Source organism: Micromonospora craniellae (assembly GCF_014764405.1).
Taxonomy (GTDB): domain Bacteria; phylum Actinomycetota; class Actinomycetes; order Mycobacteriales; family Micromonosporaceae; genus Micromonospora; species Micromonospora craniellae.
Window position 1 is genome coordinate 2141195 of sequence record NZ_CP061725.1, and the last position, 21867, is coordinate 2163061.

The following is a 21867-nucleotide window of genomic DNA, read 5'->3' on the forward strand; positions in this document are numbered from 1 at the left end:
TTATGGCCGCCGGGACGTCCCCGGCGGGCAGACGAAGAGCGATCGGCTGAGCGCGGCCAACTGCTCGTTGTGCGCCGGCTGGCGAACTCCCAACGCACGGAGTGATCGGCTCGCGTCCAGCTTGTGCGGTTCGAGGTCGACGACGAGGTCGACCGGCATGACGTGGGTGCCCGGCCGACCGTCGAGGATGGCGAGTACCCGATCCAGTAACGCTACGGCTGCGTCTTCGACAGCAGTGGTGCTCGCACTGTCAGCCCGGTCGGAGAGCATTCTGATCGTCGCGATATCACCGCCACCGATGGAGCGGATCAGCAGATTGGCGCGGGCGTCGGCGGCACCGTCCCGCCCGGCCGCACCGGGCCCAGGGACGACGATGAGCGTTCCCGCCGCGGCGGCTCGATCAGTCGGGCGCGGGGGCGGGGGTGGCGGGACTGGAATGCCTGCCCGGAGGACGGCGAGCGCCGCGAGGTCCCCGCCTCGCGCCGGCTGCCCCAGCACCTGTCGGGCCAGGGTGATGAGGTCGACCAGTTCGGGATAGGGGTCCACGTCGCGCCTGTCGGCATCGCGCACCGTGTGTACGAGTGCCCGCAGATCGAAGCGATCCGGCTTCAGGACGAGACCGTTCGCCCGTGCCCACATTGCGGTCACCTCAGCCAGCATGGGCTGGCGCTGGGTGGCAACGGAGCGGAGAACCTGGGCGAGGCGGCTCACCCCGATCAGGTCCGCCGCATTCGCATTCTGCCCGGAGACGATGACGGTGTCGTCGACGAGGTTGTCGATCTCCTCCGCGACATCGCCCCATGGCTGGATGAGGAGGCGGCTCAGCGAGCGGAGGTGCATCGGCCGGATCTCGCCGAGCATCGGCAGACGTCGCCGCAGGAGGGCGGTGACCGCCTGCAACGAGGAGGGCTGGTCCAGCGGCAGCCCCTGCGGCAACGCGGTCAACAACCGCGCCAGACCGACCATGTCCGGCTCTCGGAGATACGCCCCGAAGACGGCCTCACTCAGCCGCTGCACGTGCAGGAATCGACTCCTCACCTCAGCGGGCATGATGGCTGTGCGGAACGTCGCGACGACGTCGATGGCGACCCTCGCTCGGCTGGCCTGGGCCGCGTTCAGGTCACCGGCCAGAAGCCCCTGCGACAACAGAACCGGCACGGCACGGCTGAGTCGCGAGATGTCTCCCGCCGTGAGCTTGCCACCGAAGATCATCTCGGCTCTGGTCACGTGGTTGCGGAGCGCTGCCCGATTCCGTTCCGGCGAGTCGGTGGGGCTGATCAATGCCTCCAGTGCCGCCACGTCCCGCGACGACAAGGTGACCGAAGGCGTCGGCGCACCGAGCAGCCGACCGACCGAGACCTCGATCTGTTCCCATGTGTGCGGACGATGATCGCGGCCCAGCACCAGCAGAAGCCGGCTCATCCGCACCAGGTCGTTGGCGCCGAATGCAGGCCCGAACACGGGAGCGGTGAAGTAGGCGATGTCGTACAGCACCTGTTCCGCATCCGCATCGCCGGGCAGATCGGCCTCCACCCCCAGGTTCCGGGCCAACTCCGTGACCCGGTGCGCGCCCCCGGCCAGGTCCGCCAGCCGTTCGGCTACCTGCCGGACCGACACCCGCACCGGTGCGGTGTTCGCCCCACGGAACCGGTCACTGAGCTGCGCCCACCGCAGTGGTGGCCACATCTGGTCGTCCGCCACCCGAAGCCAGGCCTTCGGGAACCACCGCTGGACCCGGTGCGAGGTCGGTCCGTCCAGACCTGCTCCGCGCACGTCCACCATGGTGATCTGCCGGCGTAGCGCCGGGTCCAGTCGCAGGTTCACACTCTCCAGCAGGCCCGTCGCCAGAACCGGCCGGTGTCCCTCGGGGACCTGCGCCAACAACGGACCGACGGTCGACAGGGCGAGCCGGCTGGGAATGTCCTGGAGGCCGACCACCAATCGCAGCGTGGCCTGCCAGATGCGGCGCAGGTCGGTCGCCTCTCGGCCCACCCCCTCGGCCGAACCGTCGAGCGACGCCAGTTGGCGAAGAAGATCGGATTCCACCTCGACGAGATCGACCGCGCTGACCAACTTCTGCACCGAGCGTTCGAGGACGACCCGCCGGTAGCCCTTACGCACCCTCCTTCGCAGCCACTCCTCGTCCTGTTCGACCTCGGCGCGGAACCACGGTTCGAAATTGCCGAAGCCCCGCCCCTCCCCGACCCGCAACGCGACGTGGGTCAGATGCCCTTCGTTGGTGTCGACCGCAGCGAATTCCGTGGTGATGCCGAGTGCCTCGGCCACTCCGATGATTCGGCCGGGATTCGGGCGAAGGACATTGTCCAGCAACTCCCGCACCGTGAACCTCGCGCTCCGCGGCCGGTCGTCCAGCAGGTTCCGCAATTCACCCGGGCGAACGTTCAGGTCCAGGCTGACACCGTAGCGCCGACGATAGTGGTCGGCGAACAGGCGCTGGATCCGTGCGGCGTTCGTCGCCAGGTAGTTCCGCAACTCCTGCGGAAGTGCCATCAGCGCGGCATGGAACGTCTCCCGGGTGGCCCACAGCAACAGGTTCTTCGACATAGTTCTGACCTGGTAGAACCTCGATGCGACCGCACCGACCCGCGTGTACTCGTGGGCCAGGTGACCAGCGAGGGTCGTGGCCAGGGAGGGCATGGTCAGATCGGGGCGCAGGCCACCATTGAACTCCGTGGCGATCAGCCGGCCGAAGTCCAGACCTTCGTCGAGCAGGGCCAGCTGGTCGACGCGCGTTTCCGGGTGGTGCCGGCGTTGATGGTCGACGAGGTCTTCCAGGAATTGGTACATGCCCTCGACTGGCAGACCGTAATTGTGCTGCGCCTCTATGGCGTAGCCCCTGTCGGGAACGATCAACATCTGCCGGAAATAGGGAGCGACCGTCCAGTCCGAGAACGCCTCGCCGATGGTGGAGCGCCGCGATGCTCGCCTCATCGCGACGGCGGTCGTCCGGGTCACGGAGTGCGGGTCTGCGCCCACCTCTTCGTCGTCCAGCACGAGTGTCGCCGGTTCGACGATCTCCAGAACGTCGCCCCACCGTCCATCCGCGTCGAGACGGAATCCGTCCCTGGACGTCGCGATCCGTCTGGCGTGGCGAGGCGACGCGTCACCGGGCCACCTGAGGTTGGACACCTCCAGTTCCTTGCCGCCCCGCCCGCCGCGCAGCCGGCCAACCGTCTCCCACCGGCCGTTGCCCGCCCACCGGTAGTCCCGGTCCGGCAGCCCGGTCTCCGGGTCGAGGCCGTGCAGACCGCTCTCGCCGACGAGCACCCGCACCGCCCGGAAGGTCGTGCCGCCCCGGCCCTCCTCGGCGACGTGAATGACGGTCGAGGTCTCCGCGTGCGCCGCCATGCTCCGCCGGAGCCGGACGGCCTCCCGCCGGGCGACGTCGGCCAGCGCGTTCGTTCCCGACGCGACCCCGGTCAGCCCGGCCAGGGCACGATGGCGCGCGAGGGCGGCCGTCGGTGCCGTACCGGTCGGCGGTGTGGCCGCGTCGGCCTGCTCGCCGCTACCGGCCGTCAGCGATCGCGGCGGCTGCACCTGGAAGTCCAGGCCGAACCGATGGTCGAGTTCGCCGGCTCGGAACCACAGCTTCGGGAACCAACGGGCGCCAAGGCCGACCGGCCGGAACACCACCGGCCCGTCGAACGCGTCCGGGTCGGCGGCTCGCAGCCGGTCGAGCAGCACCGTCAGCCAGGCCGCACCACCGGGTACGCCCACCGCCGGGTCCTGCTGCCGGGGCCTGCCGTCCTCGCGCGCCGGGTAGCCGACCACCACCCCGTCCGGGGACGGCTCCTCGGCACGGACACCGCCGAGCGACCACACCCGTCCCTCGGACGCCGACCGCGCCGAGTCGATCCATTCGTCGATCGTCGCGTGCGTCTGCGTCACCCGCCGTGCCAGGTCGTCGGCGTCGACCGCCCCGGTGGCCAGCTCCAGCGCCGTCACCAGCCAATCGAGCGCCAACGGCTCGCCCGGTGCCGGTGCGGGCAGGCCCCACAGCCGGTGCACGAGCGCGGTGAGCCGGGCCGGATCCGCGCCGCCGATCGACCCGTCCAGGGCGAGCAGCCGCCCGGCTGCGGTCAACCGGGGCCAGCTCAACCCACCGATCCCGTAGGCGAGCGCGGCGACGAAACCGGCGTCGAGCAGGGCCGACGGAGTGCGCGGGTCGACACCGACCGCCTCGGCCAGGTGTGACCAGGACAGGCGGACACCAGGTGGATCACTCGACGTGGTGCTCGCCTGGTCACCGATGGCGCGCACCAGGTCCGGCAGGCCGAAGGCGATGCCACCGTCGTCGCCGGGCCACCGATAACGGCCCGGGTCGACCTGCCCGAACAGGGCATCGATCAGGTCGGACGTGCCCGCTGTCGAAACGAGTCGGTCGGGGAACGTGGGTCGACCAGCCACCACGTCCGGGACCCGCAGCGGGTGCGGGTGGACACTCTCGCCCCCGGTCAGGGCACGGCTGACCCGACGGGCCAGCACCACCGCAGCCCAGGGTGCGGGCTCGTCCGTCGGTCCCGTGTGCAGGGTCAGCTCGTCGTCGAGGCTCAGCCACCAGTCGTCGTGGTCGGTGAGCGCGTAGCCGTCAACACGGGTCGACGGCAGCGTCAGGCCCGGACCGGGCCGCAACTCCGAGTACGCCGGGGCGCGGAACGGCCGGAACTCGAACTCGGTGGCCGTCGCACCGAGGCTGTCCCACCCGCCGGCGCGCAGCGGACGGATCCACCCCGATCGCACCGGCACCTCGGCCAGCGCATCGCGGCCCAGCAGCAGCGTCCGGCTCCCGCCGAGCTGGTCGGCCAGCTCCACGGCCTGACCGGTCGTCAGCGGTGCCGCTGGCAGTACCTCCACCATCGCGTGTGCCCTGAGGTGATCGGGCAGCACGTCCAGCGCCGCCTGCACCGCCGATGCGGCGGCAGCCGCACGGACGTCCACGACCACCCGGAGGCGGCTCGGGTGTGCTGGGCGTTCCGGCAGGTCACTGAGGGCCTGGCGGTCGGGGCCCACGTACAGGCCGTCGGGGCGGGCCAGCAGGTGCTGTCCGGGCGGTGCGATGCGGTCCACGTCGGCCAGGTCCACCCGCCAGTCCCGGGCCGAACCGAGGGCCGACGAGGTCAGTTCCAGCTCGTCCGCCAGCGTCTGGGCCAGCGACGCGAGGTGCAGGGCGGAGGCGGTCGTCGCACGCGCCCAGGTCTGCTCACGGGCGACACCGAGCCAGGCCAGCGTCCGGGGGCTGAAGCCGGGGGTCTCCGTCGCCTCGGCCAATCGCCGGTCAGCGTCGCGGCCGTCCTGGTGCAACCGCTCCCGGGCCGGTCGACGGAGCGAGTCGCCGTGCTCGGGGTCGTACAGGTCCTGTCGCAGCGCCGTGGCAAGGCCGTGCCGATCGTCGTCGACGGGCAGCGGGTTCGTGCGGGCCGCGTCCAGCGCGGTCTGGTCGGTCACCCCCTGCGTGACCTGCTGCCAGGACCACTCGTCGTCGGTCGCCGCGACCGAACGGTGAACGAGGAAGTGCTGCGCGGCGACCAGCACCTCCCGCCGCAGCCCGACGAGCATCCGGTCCGGCTCGTCCAGGACCACCCGCACGGTCCAGGTGGGGCGGTCGAAGACCGCACCGAGGAGGCCGTCGGTGTCCGGCGGCAGCAGGTCGACCGAGGGTGGCGGCATCTGTTCGACGCTGGCGAGGTGAGCGGCCAGTTCCCGCAGCGCGTCCTCGGCGGCGGTGACAGCGGCATCGTCCGCCCCCGTGACGGCCGTGCTCTGCCAGGCTCGCCGCAGCGTGTCGAAGTGGGTCCGGGCCAGGTCGTGGGAGGCCCGCTGCACCTCGGAGGCGGCCATGGCGAACCCGCTGGCCGGGTGCGGGTCGACCGACGTGGGCGGTGCCGACGGCTGCCCGACGACCGGCACTCCGGTCAGCTCGGGTCCGATCCGCGCCGGATCGCCGCCGTCCGCCGGATAGCGCCAGAATGCCGCCAGGTCGCGCCGCAGCGCGTACTCGCCGATCGGGTCGAAGCCGACGTGCAGCGCCCGCAGCCGCCCCGGCTCGCTCTGCACCCAGCCGTCGCTGGCGTACACGTCGACGCCCAGGATGCGGCGGAGCGTGTCGGCGAGGCGGGTCGACCAGGAGTCCGTCGCGCAGTCGCAGATCGCCAGCGCCAGCGGCTGACCCCGCCACCCCGGCGTCACCCGGATGATCTCGGCGAAGCGGGCCACCGAGACGTGCCGGCCGTTGACGCGTACGCCTCGGGCGTCGCCGTGCAGGGCGAGCACGAAGGCGCCGGGGATCGTCGACAACGACTGCGGCACGGCGGTTTCCGGACCGCTCGCCTCGGGAGACCAGTACCGCCCACCCGGGAAGCCGAGGCCCGCGTCGGCGAACTCTCCGCCGACGCCGCCGTGCAGGGCGGGCGTGGACGGGGCCGGCAGGCCGCCGTCGTCCGAGGCGCGCGACGCGTCGTCGACCGCCCACACGTCGCCGGACACCTGGCCGCCGACCCGGACCTTGCGGCTGCCGCGCGATGTCGCAGTGGAGTCCCCGGCCGTCTCCGGTGCGCTGCCCACCGCCGCCCAGGCCGCCGGCAGATCCGCCACCCGGACCGGCCGGTCGCCTCGGGTGTTCTTGGCATGCTCCACGGCCGCCAGCAGCCGCCTCAGTTCGCTGTCGGTGACCGTTGCGGAGTCGCCACCGCGCAGCGCCCACACCGCCAGGTCGAAGCGGTTGCCCCACTGGACCGGGCGCCGGTCCTCCGCCGCCAGCGCGGCCGACAGCCGGCGCACCGAGGCGACCTGCGTGACGGTGGTCCGCGCGCCGAACAGCGCCCGCGCCCACACGCCCAGGGTGAGCAACGACTCCTGCTCGTCGCCGTCCACCGGCAGGCCCGCGTGGAGCAGCCGGCCGAACCGCTTCCGCAGGCTGGTCCCGTGTCGCAGACCGGTCTGCTGCGCCAACGGGCCCGGTTCGGCGTCCAACGGAGCGAGATCCGTCAGCCAGTCACTCAGCGTCTGCCGCCAGTTCTGCACCAGTTCGCGGCTGGCCGGATGGCCGGGCGGCTCGAACGCCCAGACCTGACGCCGGAGCTGCCGTGCGGCCCCGTCGGTTGCGCTGTATCCGAGGAGAGCGTTCGCCACCGCTCTGATCTCGGCGACGCTGCCCGTCCAGAGCGGGTCGTCGGCGAAGATCTCCCGCCGTACGGCGGCGGCAAGTTCATCCCGGTCCACCGACGGTCGGCCGATCCCCAGCGCTCGGACCAGGTGCACCAGGCCCGCCAGGTCCCCCGCCATCGGTTGCGGATCGTCCGACGAGCCGAACACGGACCAGACGGACCGGAGGGTGTCGCGCACGGTGGCGACGACGTCGCCGTCGGCAGCCTGCCGGACCACCTGGGTCAACGCCTGAACGTCGACGTAGGCCAGTCGGAGCGGCCCGCGGCCGGCCGGCGCCTCCAGGTGACGCACCAGATCGACGACGTCGTCCAGCCTGAGGTTCCATCGGCGGGGGCCGGCCAGGAGGCCGATCAGGCGTCCCAGCCCGACCATGTCGTCGGCGGTGGCCGTCGGGCCGAACAGGACGTTGGTGTCCCGGGCCAGCATGTGGAGCATCTCCACCGCTTCGTCACGGAAGTGACGGAGGGTCCGGGCCAGCCAGCGCAGGTGTCGCGGCTCCACCTCGGAGATCCGCAGATGCTCGAAGACCAGCCGTCGCAACGGTGTGATCAGGGCGGCCGGATCGTCGAGTCTCGGCCGGTCCGGCAGCACGGAGACCAGCCGGGCCGTACCGACGAGGTCCGCCGCCTTGGCCTCGTTGTCGAAAAGCCGCGCGGTAAGTGCCCGCACCTCGCGCAGCAGGTCGACCGTTGCCGGTTCGCGCTTGTCCAGGTCGGTGATGAGTGTGGCCGTCAGGGCGACGTCGGTCCCGCGAAGCTGCGCCGGGTCGCCGTCGGTGACAGCGGCGACGGCCTGCCGCAGGTCGGTCTCCCCGACGAAGGTCCGCCCGGTGAAGACCTCGATGGTCCGCCCCAACCGGGCCAGACTGCCTTCGCGCGGCTCGGGGCCGTACACCCAGCGGGCCAGCGCCGCCGCCGCACGCAGAAGTGCGTCCGCCGCCCGCCGGTCGCCGTCGGACAGCACCTCCAGCAGCCAGCGGACGTCCGGCACAGACAGCGTCACGGTCCACGGCTGGTCGGCGGAGAGCCGGCCGACCGCCGCTTCGAGGTCGCTCCAGGTCACCACGCGGTGCTCCGAAGGCAGCGCCGTCAGCAGGCTGGCGAGGCGCTCCAGGTCGGCCCGGCCGAACGCCGTCCCGGAGACGGCTGCGGTCAGGTACGCCAGGTCGTGCAGCGCCTCCCGGGCGTCGGCGCCGGTGGCCGGGTCGTCGGTCAGCCCCAGACCGTGCGCGAACCCGGCCACCCGGTGTCGGTCCCCGGCCAGCTCATCCAGGCGCCGGGCCACGTCGCGCACCGGCACCCGGACCGGCGCGCTGTTGGCACCAGCGAACCGGTCGCTGACCTCCGTCCAGGTGGGTGGCAACTGGACCGGCTCGTCGACGACGCGCAGTTCCGCCTTCGGGAACCACTGGTGAATCTTGGGCCACGACCGCTCGGGCAGGTCCACCGCGCGCAGGTCGACGATCCGGATCCGGCGGCGCAACGCGGGGTCCAGTCGCAGGTGCACGCTCTCCAGCACTGCCGTCGCCAGGTCGACGCGCCGCTGCGGCGGCACCCGGTCCAGCACGTCGCCGATCGCCGAGAGATCGAGCCGGTCCGGGTGCTCCAGCAGCCCGGTCAGCAGCCGGAGCGCGCCCTGCCAGACCGGTCCGGGCCCGGCCGGGCCGCCCGGGGCCGGTTCACCGGACGCCACCTGGCGTCGCAGGTCCGCCACCAGGTCGGCCAGCTCGACGGTGGGCGGGGCGGCCGACGCCGTACGCGCGAAGGCGACCTTCTGATAGCCCCGACGAACCCGCCGCCACAGCCATTGGCCGTCGCGTTCGAGGACCGAGGAGAACATCGAGTGCGCCAGCCCGAAGTTACGTCCCTCGCCGACCCGCAACCCGACATGGCGCAGGTGGCCCTCGTTGGAGTCGATCTCGTCGGTGTAGGTCCGGATGTTCAGCGCCTCGGCCGGCGTGATCACGCGGTCGGGGTTGGTGCGGACCACGTTGTCGAGCACCTGGCGCAGGGTGAACGACTTCCCCGGCACCTCGACGTCCAGCAGGTCCGCGCCGCGTCCAGCCTTCGTCAACTGGTCGGCGTGGTGGATCCGGTAGTGCCTGACGAACTGGTCCTGCACCCACTCGGCGTGGGTGTGCAGGTAGCGCCGCAGCTCGGCCGGGAGCGCGGCGAGCGCGGCCCGCCAGGTCTCCCGGGTGGCCCAGAGCAGCAGGTTCTTCGGCCGGTGTTCCTCGGTGTGGTAAGCCGACGCGACCGCGCCCACCCGGGTGTACTCGTGCGCCAGGTAACCGGCCAGGGTAGTGGCGGGCGACGGCCGGGTCAGGTCCGGCTTCACGCCGCCGTTGAACGCGGTGACGACGGACTCAGCGAAGACGAGGCCCTGCGTGGTCAACGCGGCGGCCTTCCCGAACGCCTCGTTCCTGGCCTGGTCGCGGTAGTCGACCAGGTCCCCGAGGAACTCGTGCAGGTCCTCGACCGGGAAGCCGTAATTGTGTTGCACGTAGGGCAGCTCGGTCAGCGGGGTGAGCGGTGTTTCCCGCATGTCGGGGTCGACCGCGTAGTCGTCGAAGACGGAACCGAGCCGGCCCGGCCAGTTGACCCGCCGGGACGCCTCGGCCGTCGCGCGGGCGACCACGGTCGGGTCGGCGCCGATGACCTCGTCGTCCAGGACGAGCATCGGCGGCTCGACCACCTCCAGGCGGCCGCCGGTGCCACCGTCGGCGTCCAGCCGGAGTCCGTGCGGTGAACGGGCGATGTCCCGGCGGCCTCGCCCTCGGCCCGGGTCGGTGCGTCTGAGGAGAACCGGCAACTCCAGCTCCCGGGCTCCCCGTCCGCCCCGCAGTCGCAGGATCGGCTCGGTGTGCGCGCGAGGTGGCTGCACCTGGAAGCTCTGCGACAGCCGGTGGTCGAGTGCGATGGCCTGCCGACGCAGTTCCGGAAGCCACCGGGCGTCGATGCCGACCGGCCGGACCACGACCGGGCCGCCGAAGAGGTCGGGATCGGCGGCGCGTGCCCGGTCGAGCAGGACCGTCAGCCAGCCTGCCCCACCGGGCACACCGATCGCCGGGTCCAGGGGCCGCGGCCGGCCGTCGTCGTGGGCCGGGTAGGCGATCACCGCCGCGTCCGGCCACGGGTCCTCGGGACCGGCATCGCCGACCGACCACACCCGGCCGCCGAACAGGGGACGGGCCGAGTCGATCCAGGCGTCGACCGTGGCGTAGAGCTGCCGTCGACGGTGCGCCAGCTCGGCGAGGTCGGCGGCGCCCGGCGCCAGTTCGACGGCGACCATCAACCAGTCCCGGGCCAGCGGTGTGTCCGGGTCCGGGTCGGACAGGCCCCACAGCTCGTGCAGCAGGGCGGTGAGCTGGGCCGGGCTGCGATACCAGGCGGCTGCGGGGCCGGCGGAGATTCCGCTGTCGAGGGCGACGAGCTGCCGGGCAGCGGTCAACCGGGCCGAGGTCAGGCCCCCGAAGCCGTACGCGAGTGCGGCCACGAACCCGACGTCCAGCAGCGCCAGCGGGTCGCCGGAGCCGACGCCGACGGATTCGGCCAGCCGCCCCCACGCCTCGCGGGCCGTGTCCGGCGGCGCATCCGGCGCGACACCGGCCAGGTCACCGAGCGCGTACACCAGATCCGGCAGCGCGAACCCGAGATCGCCGGCACCGCCGGACCAGACGTAGCGCGCCGGGTCGACCGGGCCGAGCAGGTCCGGCCCGACGGCGTCCGACGCGGACGACGAAGGCATCGGCGGCGGCGCGGCCACCTCGTCCGGCGTACGCAGCGGCATCGGGTGAAGGTCGTCGCCCCCGGCCAGTGCCCACGCCACGCGGCGTGCCTGTGTCAGCGCCGCCCACGGGACCGGGCCGGGCACGGCGCCGTCCAGCGACAGTTCCTCGCCCAGGATCAGCCAGCGGTCGCGCTCATCGGCGAGCCGGTAGGTCCCGTCCGACCCACGGGGCAGGTGCAGGGAGGGGCTGAGGCGCAGCGTCGATGGCGGTGCGGCGTCCCTCGGGCGGAACTCGAACTCGGTGGCCGTCGCCACGAGGCTGTCCCAGCCTCCGGCCCGCAGCGGCCGGACCCGCTCCGACCGGGCCGGTACGCCGGTCACCGCGTCCCGGCCGAGCAGCAGAGACCGGCCGGATCCGCCGAGCCGCTTCGCCAGCTTGATCGCCCCGGTGGTGTCCAGCGGTGCGGGCGGTAGCAGTTCCACCATCACCCGGTCCGCGAGGTGACCGGGCAGTGCCTGCACCACCGCCCGGACCTGCCGCCGCGCCCTGCGAAGCGACCCGGCGTCCCGGGCGTCCACCACCAGGCGCAGCCGCGACGGATGCGCCGGGCGGTCCGGCAGCTCACCCAGCGTCTGCATGTCGGGACCGACGTACAGGCCGCCGGGCCGGGGCAGCAGCCATTGTCCGGGCGGTGCGTCGAGGTCGGCGCCGAGCAGGTCCGTGCGCCAGTCCCGGGCCGAGCCGAGCTGCGACGCGGCGAGTTCGAGCGCGTCGGCCCGGGTCTGCGTCAGGGAGTTGCGGTACGACTCCACGGCAGACGCGTACCGCTGCCACGCCTCGTCTCGTGCCTGTGCCAGCCGATCGCGTACCTGCGGACTGAACCCGGGAATGCGCTGGGCACGGCCGAGCCGCCGGTCGGCGTCGCGGGCGGCCCGGTGCAGTCGCTCCCGGACCGGCCGACGGACGGCGTCGCCGTACTCGGGGTGGTACAGATCCCGCCGGAGCGCGACGGCCAGGTTCCACCGGGTGTCCTCGGCGGACAACGGGTGTCGCCGGGCCGCGTTCAGAGCCAGCCGACCGACCGCGTCCCGGCCGGTCTCCTCGTCACCGATGCTCGCCGTCAGCCGGTGCGCCAGGAAGTGTTGTGCTGCCGCCAGGACGGCCCGCCGCAACTCCGTCAGCATGCGGTCCGGCTCGTCCACCGCCACCCGCGCCGTCCAGGTGACCGGGTCGAGGCCGCCGGCCGTGCCGGTGTGCGGCGACAGCTCGACCGAGGGCGGCGGCATCTGCTCGGCAGCGGCGAGGTGGTCGGCGAGTTCCTGGAGCGCCTCCTCGGCGGCGGACCTGGCCGCGTCGGTGCCGCCCAGGTCGGACCGGTCGGAGGTCGACACCGGCCCGGCAGGTGCATCGGCCGCCCCCGCGACGGCCGTGCTCTGCCAGGCGCGGGTCAGCGCCTCGTAGTGGGTCCGGGCCAGCTCGTGCGAGGCCCGCTGCGCTTCCGGGCTCTCCACGGCGAGCACACCCACCGGGTCCGGATCGAGCGACCACGACAGCGCTGGGGAGGACTCGCCCGCTCCTACGGCGACCAGGTCCGACCCGACCCGCACCGGATCACCACCGTCGGCCGGATACCGCCAGAACACCGCCAGGTCACGCCGCACCACGATCTCGTCGTCGACGACCGGGGCCGCTGCACCGGAATCCGGCCTGTCGGTCGGCGCGAAGCCCACGCGGAACGCCCGCAGCCGCTCGTCGTCGGTCTCCACCCAGCCGTCGCTGGCGTACACGTCCACCCGCAGAATCCGCCGCAACCTGTCGGCGAACCGGGTGGACCAGGTGTCGGTGGCGCAGTCGCAGATCGCCAACACCAACGGCTGCCCCGACCATCCCGGCGTCCGGCGCACCAACTCGGCGAAACCGGCCATCGAGACGTGCCGACCGTTGATCCGGACACCCCGGCGGTCGCCGTGCAGCGCGGCCACGAACACACCCGCGATGACCGGCAACGACGTCGGCACCGCCGACTCGGACCCACCCGCCTCCGGCGGCCAGTACCGACCACCGGGAAAACGGACACCCGCGTCCGCGAACTCTCCGCCGCCCGGTACGTCCAGATCGACGACGGTCGGCGTGGACGGCAGACCGCTGTCGTCGACCGATCGGGGTCCCGACTCGGCCGGCCAGACGTTGCCCGGCACCAGGCGCTCGACCTGGTGCTTGAGCGAGAGCCGCAGGTTCCGCAGTTGCTTCGCGGCCTCGTCGGCCTTCGCACGCAACTTCGGGTAACCATCGAGACGGTCATCTGCCTCGCCTGCCACCTCGCCTGCCGCCGTGCCGGCCGCCGCGTGTACCCGATCGATCGCCTCATGCCAGGCCGTCGCGAGCGGCCCCAGCTCGGCATGGTCGTCCGTCAGCCGCGCTAGGCTGACCGGCCCGGACAGCGCCTTCAAGGCATTGCTGAGTTCCTCCTGCTGGAACTCCACACCGTCGTCAGCTGCCTCCGCCGCCGCCCGCCCGGCCGGCAGTTCGGCGGCGACACCCGGCTCGGCTTCGGAAAGGTCGAACACGGGGGCCGCCTGCTCCTCGCGGAATCTCCGGTTGGCCGCGGAGGCCACTCGGAGGGCGTCGACGTATTCCTCGCGGGCCTTCTGGACCGTCTGGACCTGCGGCTGGTACTCGTCGTCGCGATGAGCGGTCCATTGCCGAAGCAGGCTCTCGACGCCGCTGGGCAGTGGGGAGTCGTCGTTCGCGCGGGCTGCGGCGACCGCATCGAGAAGACGTTGCCACGCCTGCTGCTCGGCCTCGATCCGCTGCGCAAGATCCTGCCCGGCCACGATCATCCGGTGCCAGGCGTCTTCTGCCTCCTGCGCGGCCCTGCGATAGGTGGCGGCGGCCGCGTCGACCATCTCGATGGGCGGCGTCAGCGCCGCAGCCACGGGCACCGTCAACAGATGGGTGGTGAACGCCTCCCGCTCGCGCAGCCGGAACCAGAAGCCGTCGGGGACGACCACCTCGATGCCTTCGGCTCGCCCGTCGAGCGTCGCGACGAACCGGTATACGACGTCGGCCCGGTACTCGTAGGTGCGCCCGATGTCGCGGATGCTGCGGTAGCCGCCCGGTTCACCCTCGTCACCGACGGCGTCGTCCTCGGTGTTGGACGTCTCGTTCACCCCGGTGAGCGCGAACAGGTCGGTTTCGTTGATCTCGCCGTCGCGCTGGTTCCAATGGTCGAACGAGGTCTGGAAGAGCAGGTCCTGGATTCCGCTGTCCGCGTGCTGGTGATCGACGCCCGATGGGGTGAGCGTCACCTTGCGCCGCTCGATCCGGACGACCTCACCGGTGGGCCCGGACACCGAGTGCAGGCGCACGTTGCGCAGGTTGGCGAGAAGCCGCGCGTCCACGTCCCGCCACGTGCCCTCCGTCACGCTCCGGACCGAGAGCACCGACACCGTCGGCAGGGCCAACCCGGCCTGTTCGCCGTCCACATCCGGCAGACGGCCGGCAGAGTCCCGGTCGCTCGCGTCGTTGATCTGGAAGAAGGTGCTGCTCAGGACGGTTCGGGTAAACAGGGATTTCAGGGTGGCGCTCGCGTCCGATCCGGCCACCTGATAGGACGAGCCGATCCGGTCCATCGCCGTGAGGTCGCTGCCCGGCAGACCGGTGCCGCCGTTGACCATCATGGTGAGCAGGCGCTGCGCCGCGAGCCGCAGCGACACGGTTCCCCGGACCTGGCCGGGTCCGAAGAACGCGGGCAGGCGGACCGCGAGCGGGTCGTTCTTCCACCGCACCAGCCGGGCCGGCTCCACCTCCCAGGGCGCCAACAAGCGGATCGTCGCCGGCCCCGGCGAGACGTCCGGCACCTCGCTGCCGCCCGGATGCTCGGGAGTGCTCATCGTCTCGGGTACCCGGACCAGCGGCCGTGTCGGCACACCGGAGATGATCTCGACGGTGCCATCCCCGTACTCGACGACGGCCTCCGGTAGGAGGTTCACCGCGAATCGCACCGTCGGCCCGGTGGAGGTCACCGTGGTGTGCACGCGCAGGAGGAGCGCCTGGTGTTGGTACGTGGACCGGCCCCGAGCGCCACCCCCTGCCGCCCCCGGCATCAGCGCGAAGACCGGGCCGTGCGAGGTGCCGTCGCCGGCCAGTCCCTGCAGCGTGCCCAGGTGGCGGCGGGAGACCGTGTCGTTCTCCTCCTGCCGGATGTGGGCGATGTGATGGTGCTCGATGCTCACGTCGTGTCGCAGGTCCCGGAAGACGGGTTCGCCCTTCTGTCGCAGCCGCACGGACACCTCGACGACTCGCCGTCCGAGATAGGTCCGTCGGCGCAGCACCAACGGGATCCCGTCGTCGAGCAGGTCGTCGAGGAAGGCGTTGACCCCGTCGGCGCGGACCCCGGCCAGCAGGTGCCGCAGACCACCGAGTACGTCGTCGGCGAGATCGTCGGGCAGCGCTCCGGTGATCTGCTCGGCGAGCCGGTCGTGGAGCAACGCCCTCAGCTCGTCCAGGTCGATCTTGTCCTCGAGAACGTTGATCGTCAGACCCTGCCCCACCCGCATCGGCTCGGGCGCCCGCCAGGCACGCTCCCGCCCCAGCGGCGGCGGCATCAGCCCCGCCAGCAGCCGCGCTGTCGTCGGATCCTGGGGATCGATCAGCAGAGCCAGATCCTGGAGGTCCGACTCGGCGACGTAGACGAACAGCGAGTCGGGGACCGTCGCCTGCCAGGCCGACGACCGTAGCAGCGGACCTCGCCGGCCGGGCAGCAACGCCAGCAGGTCCCGGGTGCCGGGCAGTTCGGTGAGCAGATTGCCCCACCGTGCGGTGGCCAGGGCCAGGTACTGCAGATCCGCCTTCAGCACCAGGTAGCGACCGGTGTGCGACCGGTTGCGTTCCTGGGCGCCGGTGACCTCCTGGCGGATGGCCCGCATCCGTTCCCGGTCGTAGTAGTAGCTCCCGAAGAGACGACCGGCGAAGCGCCCCGCGGGATGGTCGGGAGTCCAGCCGGGTCCGGTCACCACGCCGCCGGTCCACCTGGTTCCCCCGCCTCGCAAGACGAACGCGCCGCTGGTGCCGCGGTAGTAGTCCTCGATGGACAGCGCGTCGATGTACTGCTCCAGCCGCCAGTTGACCGGCACGACCCGCGTCGCCACCCCGGCGTGCCAGTCGGCGTAGCTGCCGTCCCCGAGCAGACCGCCCAGTTGGAAACCGCCCGGCGCGGTGAGTGTGCTGAAGTGCCCCTTCTGCACCGACTCCTCAAGCGCGTCGTTCAGCGCTTCGTTGACCGGGGTTCCCGAGGTGGTCATGATCGGCGAACCGTTGCTGACGTCGCGTATCGCCAGTTCGGCGAGGGTCGTCAACACCCCCGGCTGCACGTCCATCGCGTCGATGTGGGTGGCGCGGGTCAGCAGTAGCGGGCGGGCGCTGTCCAACACCAGTCGGGTCTCCCCGGGGGCGATCTCGACCGGTGGCGTGTGTGTCGCCGCCGCGACCGTGACCGGCGTGACGCCGGACTCGACACGCCAGGACAGGTCCGACGGTGTCCACAGACTCACCGTCCCCTGCGGCGGCGCGCCCCCGGTCAGCAGCCGTTCCGGCGGACTCACCTGCATCCGCCAGCCGCTGTTGGCCCACGCCACGAGCGCCGAACGCCGCCATCGTGCGGGCCGTCGGTGGTGCAGCCAGAGCGCGTCGAAGTCGAGGTCGAAGTCGAACACCTCCACCCCGGTCGCCCGGTTGGCCCAGCGGTACGCCAGCACCGGTGCGCCGAAACCGCCGGATCTGACCCGTGGCCAGCTCACCTTGCCGATCACACCGAACCGGCCACCGATCTCGGTGGCCAACGACTTCACCGCCACCGCGAATTCGGGCCCGGTGGAGTACGCCTGCTCACGGGCGTGGGTGGAGCTCACCAGGTCGGTCAGGACCGCGACGTCCACCGGCTTGATCAGGCCGGTGGTTCCGGCGTGCCGCCGGTTGCTCAACGTCCCCTTCACCACGAGTTCGTAGTAGTCGGAGTGCAGCACGCCGAACTGTCGGAAGTTCATCCGCGTACCGCTGCCGATCAGTGGGGACAGGCCGCCACTGATCGACGAGGTCCGCGCCAGGCCGGCCGCCAGCGTGCGGTAGTTCTGCACGATGTCGTAGACGTCCCGCAGGCGTCGGTCGGACGGCTCCACCGTCCGCCAACCGGGGAACAGTTCCTGTTTGCTCGATTCGAGTTCACCGAGCAATTGGTCGTGCAGGTCACGCAGGCCGGTGAGGTCGGCCACCACCGAACTGCCGATCGTGGTCGGATGCTCCCTCGACAGGTACCTCGGCGGCTGGATCCGGTCGCCGTTGGTGGGCGTACGGCCCACTCCCCTTCGTGCGCTGGACCTGCCCGGGTAGCGGAACGTCAGATCGGTCACCCGCTGTGGGTTGACCATCCGGTCGGCGTCGACCAGCCGCCGGACCTCTTCCACCTGCATCCGCACGAGCAGGGTCACCACGGCGTGCTGGCCCGGCTGGTCGCCCATCGGTTCGACGTCGAAGGTGACCTCGGCCGCGTACAGCGCGGTCTGCCCGACGGTCTCGGCGAACTTCTGGCTCACCGCACCGCTGCCGGCGGCACCGCCACGAGTTCGTCGGAACGACTTGCCGAACAGCCACCGCAGACCGCCGGACACGGTGATTCCGAACCCTCGGAAACGCGATCCGGGTCCGGCGCCCACCGTGCCGCTGAGGGCGTCGATGACGCCGGTCTCGGCGGCCACCTCGATCGTCCTGGCGAAGATGTGCCGCATCGCCACGTCGTCGTCCATCTCGGTGACGGAGAGCAACTGGGCGGCACCGAACTCCGCGCGTACCCGCTCCGCCGCGATGGGCTTGGCGTTCCGGTCGTCGGCCAGGACCGGGGCGTAGAGGTAGGTGTCCACCATCTCGTGGATCGTGTTGCCGACCTCGTCCCGGTCGGAGAACTCGTACAGGGTGGCTCGGGCCGATCCACCCACCACGAGGGGCCGGCCCGCCGCCGTGGCCATCGCGTCGACCAACGCCGTCGTGTCGCCGACATCGTCGACGACGTACGCCCGTGGCAGTTCGCCGTGGAAGTCGATCGTCAACGGAAGGTCGCCGGCGGTCACCGGTTCCCGGGCGATCGGACGCTCGCTCGGCTGCGGGACCAGCCGGCCCGAGGGCGTACGCCGCAGCTGCTTCAGGTCGAAGCCGGACTGCTCGTGGCTCTTCTTCCGGAACTTCACCCACTTGATCAGGCTCTTCGACCCCGACTCGATCCTGCTCGAGCTGCTGGGCTGGCGGATGACCGACGACGCGGTGGAGTCGATGGAGCCGCGGCGGGAAATTGTCGGTGGTGACCTGTCAGGGCTTGGTTCGCTACCCCAGGTGTCCTGCCGGAACTGTGGCGACGGGTGGCTCGACTCGGAGATGACGGAGTCGGTGATCACCGATTCGGCGTCGTGCGACGACCTGACCGAATCGGACGCCGAGAAGGTAGTGGCTCGGGCCTTGCCCTTCGCGTTCGCCGACGGACGCGTCATGTAGACCGGTATGTCGAGCAGCACCGATTTCGGCAGCAGCCGGCTGTGCGGTTCACCGCGTACCGCCTGTCCCGGTTCGGCACCGGGGGCGATGCTGGTCACCGTCCATCTGCTGTCCGCGCGGAAGGCGGTGGCGGTGGTGCCGCTGCGCAGCATCCGGGTGTGCAGGACCCCTGCGGACCTGCTCATGGTGCTCGCCGGCTCGTTACGCGTGATCGCGACGTGCACGGCGACGAAACCAGCCGTCAACGCGCCGAACAGCGCCGAGAACGGGAGGTGGACGGTACGCGGACGGAGGAACTTCTTGAGGTACTTCTGCTTGCGCGCGGACAGGGTGGCGCTGTCCAGCCGCCGGGAACTCGGTATTCCCGGGACCTTCTCCTCGACCAGGGCGTTGACCAGTTTCGAGCCGACGTGCAGCTCGATCGGGATGCCGTCGCGACGCATGAAGTACCGGTTGCCGTTGACGAGGAAGCCGCGGTACCGGTGTTCGAGGTCGTACCGCAGGCGCACCATGCCGGGGTCGTGGTCGGGAACGCCGCGCCCGACCGCTTCCTGGACCAGCACCAACACCTGGGCGGCCTCGGCCGGGAGCAGGGTCGCGTCGGCCGGGCCGAGAAGCTGGTCCTCGACCAGGTGCCTCGGCAGCTCCCAGCGGTCCACCGCCCGGTCGACGGGCAGGGTGAGCGCCTCGTCGGCGGAGGGCGGCACCGCTCGGGCCGGAGCGGACCGGTACCGCTCCTGCCAGGCGCTCAGCACCTGGTTCAGCCGAACCTTGTGCCCCGGCTGTTTGATCTCGTCGACCAGATCCACGAGCGCGCGGAGGTCGTCGTTGGTGATCGGCCGGTCGGCGGACGCGCCCCGCCATCCCCGCAGCAGGTCGGTCAGCAGCTCCGGACGCATCCGATCCTGCACACCCGGGGTACGCCGCCACAACGGGTCACGTCGGACCGCATCCACCAGACGCCGTACCCGCCGCAACAGCGTGGCCCGCCGCGCCTCGTCGCTCTCGACGAGTTCTCCCGGGTACAACGCCTCGGTGAGACCGACGATGTGGAACAGCCGGCGACGGGCCCAGATCGGGATGTCCGGGCGTCGGGCCCAGGGGTTCAACCGGGACATCTCCTGGCCCCACTGCGCGGTGCCCGGTTGGTGGTGCAACCCGACCGCCTGCGCGGTCTCCCGCAGCCAGGACCCGAGGCTGCCGTCGACACCGACCAACCGACTGAGCAGCTCCCACATCTGCCGGTGCCAGTCGGACAGTTCCGTCCCGAACCCGAACCATGAGGTCAACTCCGCGTCGGCCACCGCCCGGTCCAGGTCGACGTCGAACCGGCCCAGGTCCGCGCGGAGCAGGGCCATCGCCTGTCCGGTGAGGGGCGCCCATTCGTCCTGGCCGCCGAAGGCCAACTCCTGGCGTGCGCCCAGGCTCCGCTGTGCCCGCTCGATCCGGTCGCTGAGCTGCGACCATCGGCGACCGAACCGGCCACTGTCCACGCCACCCAGGCGGGCCAGCCGGGCGCGTACCTCGTCCGTCGCCACCGGGCGGTTCCGGAGTATGAGAGCGTCGAGCGATGCGGTGAGTTGCCCCGGTCGGTCGCTCCAGAGCGCGTGGTACCGGTTGTCGTCGGTGCGGAGCAGGTACAGCATCGGACCGGACTCGCCCCACGCCGGGTAGGACTGGATGCGTCCGGGCTCGACCTCGTCGAAGGCCTGGAACCGGAACGCCCCGGCGCCGCCGAGGCCACGGACGGCGCCGTGCAGCCACTCGAAGATCTCCCGGTCCCAGTCAAGTCCGGCCGGTACCGCTTCGGCGAACCGCAGCAGTTGCGCGGACGTCGGCACCCGCCGTACGCCGGTGGCCACCACCAGCTCCCGCACCGCCCGCAACACGGCCGGCACCGACGACCCGCCCAGGCCCGGTGACAGCGCCTCCGGCAGCCTGGGTGCGGTCCCCTCCCGCTGGTACTCGCCATCGGCGGTCACCTCCCAGCCGTCCTCCGACGGTGGCCGTGCCGTCGCCGGCAGCAGGTCCTCGGCCGGTCCGGTCCAGGCCGGGGCGTAGCTGCCGTCGCGGGAGTCGTGGACCAGGTGGAACAGCGGACCGAGGTCGCCCCGGACCGGCTCACCGACGACGGTCTCGCCGTCGGTCACGAAGACCTGCGCGCGGAAGCCGAGTTCCTGCCCCATCACGGAGAGCAGAGCCGCGTCGGCGGGTTGCTCCGGCACCGTCCCGGCGGGCAGGACCTCCGCCTCGCTCAGGTGCTGCCACAGTCCCTCGGCGGTCGCCGGGTGTCCGTGCACGGTCATCAGCCGGGCCACCGCGTCGGCCAGTCCGATCGCGTCGGCGCGGTCGGCGGGGCTGACGTTCAGCCCGTCGGGCAGGCGAACGGCCCGCACGCCGGGCACCGGAGCGAATCCGCCACTCCCGGATCTCGCCCACTCCCGCCTGTGCAGCGGGGCGATGCCGTTGTACGCCGACTCGTAGACGAAGATCAGCGGCCCGGAGTCGCCCTCGATCGGGTACGCCCGGTACCTGCCCTGGCCGACCTCCTCGAACGCCTGCAACCGGAACGGGGCCGGTTCCACGGACTGTGCCGCGCCCGCAGATCGCTTCAGCGCCCAGTGCAGAAGCCGGAAGATCCGCCGGGGCCAGGCGAGGTCCGCATAGAACGTCGACTTCTCCTGTAGTGCCGAGCGCGGTGGCAACCGCCGTGCGCCCATCACCTCCGTCAGCAGCATCTCCACCGTGAGCACGATCTGGTCGGCCCGACCGTTCACCCGGGTATCGAATGTCGACAGGCCCGGGGGGAGTTCGGCGGCGGTCGTCTCCTGATAGCCGCCGGTCGACGTCACCGGCCATCCGCGCAGCCGGTGCAGCGTCTGCCCCGCCAGGTACGCGCGCACCACCTCGCCCGAGTCGCCCTGCACCGGGTACGCCCGGATGCCGCCCGAATCCAGCCGTTCGAAGCCCTGCAGCCGGAACGGGACGCCGCCCGCATCGGCCGCCGCCGCCCGGAGCCAGGTGTACAACTGCTCGTCCCACCGCTCCGGTTCGGTGGGCGTCGCCGAGGCCACCGGGGGCATGTCCCGCAACTGGCGCAACGTGGGCAGCCGTGCCGGTCGGGCCCCGGCAGCCAGCAGGTCCTGCACGACCCGAAGGACGTCGTCGTCCTCCTGCTCGGCGACGCCGGAGTCGTCGAACCACAACCCCGTGGGCAGCCCGGCAGCCTCCCCCTCCGGGTATGCGCCGTCGGGGCGAACGTGCCAGCCGCCGGTGCCGCGAACCGGTGTCACCAGGGCCGACGTCTCGTCGATCGAGGGCGGCTGCGCCACCACGCTGATCACCGACGCACGACGATCACCCGGGTGGCTCTGCGAGACCTCCTGCGCGGCCGCCTCGACCGCCTCCGCCAG

The 21867-nt window shown here is 71.9% G+C and carries 1 protein-coding gene (running past one end of the window); it reads right to left on the reverse strand.

The features are described 5' to 3' along the window. A protein-coding gene (locus tag ID554_RS09740) for a hypothetical protein (RefSeq protein WP_117229469.1) crosses the window boundary here: on the reverse strand, positions 1-21867 show its 3' end. It continues 28605 nt past the right edge of the window; the window shows 21867 of its 50472 coding nt (coding positions 28606-50472); its start codon lies beyond the right edge, outside the window; the stop codon is at positions 1-3.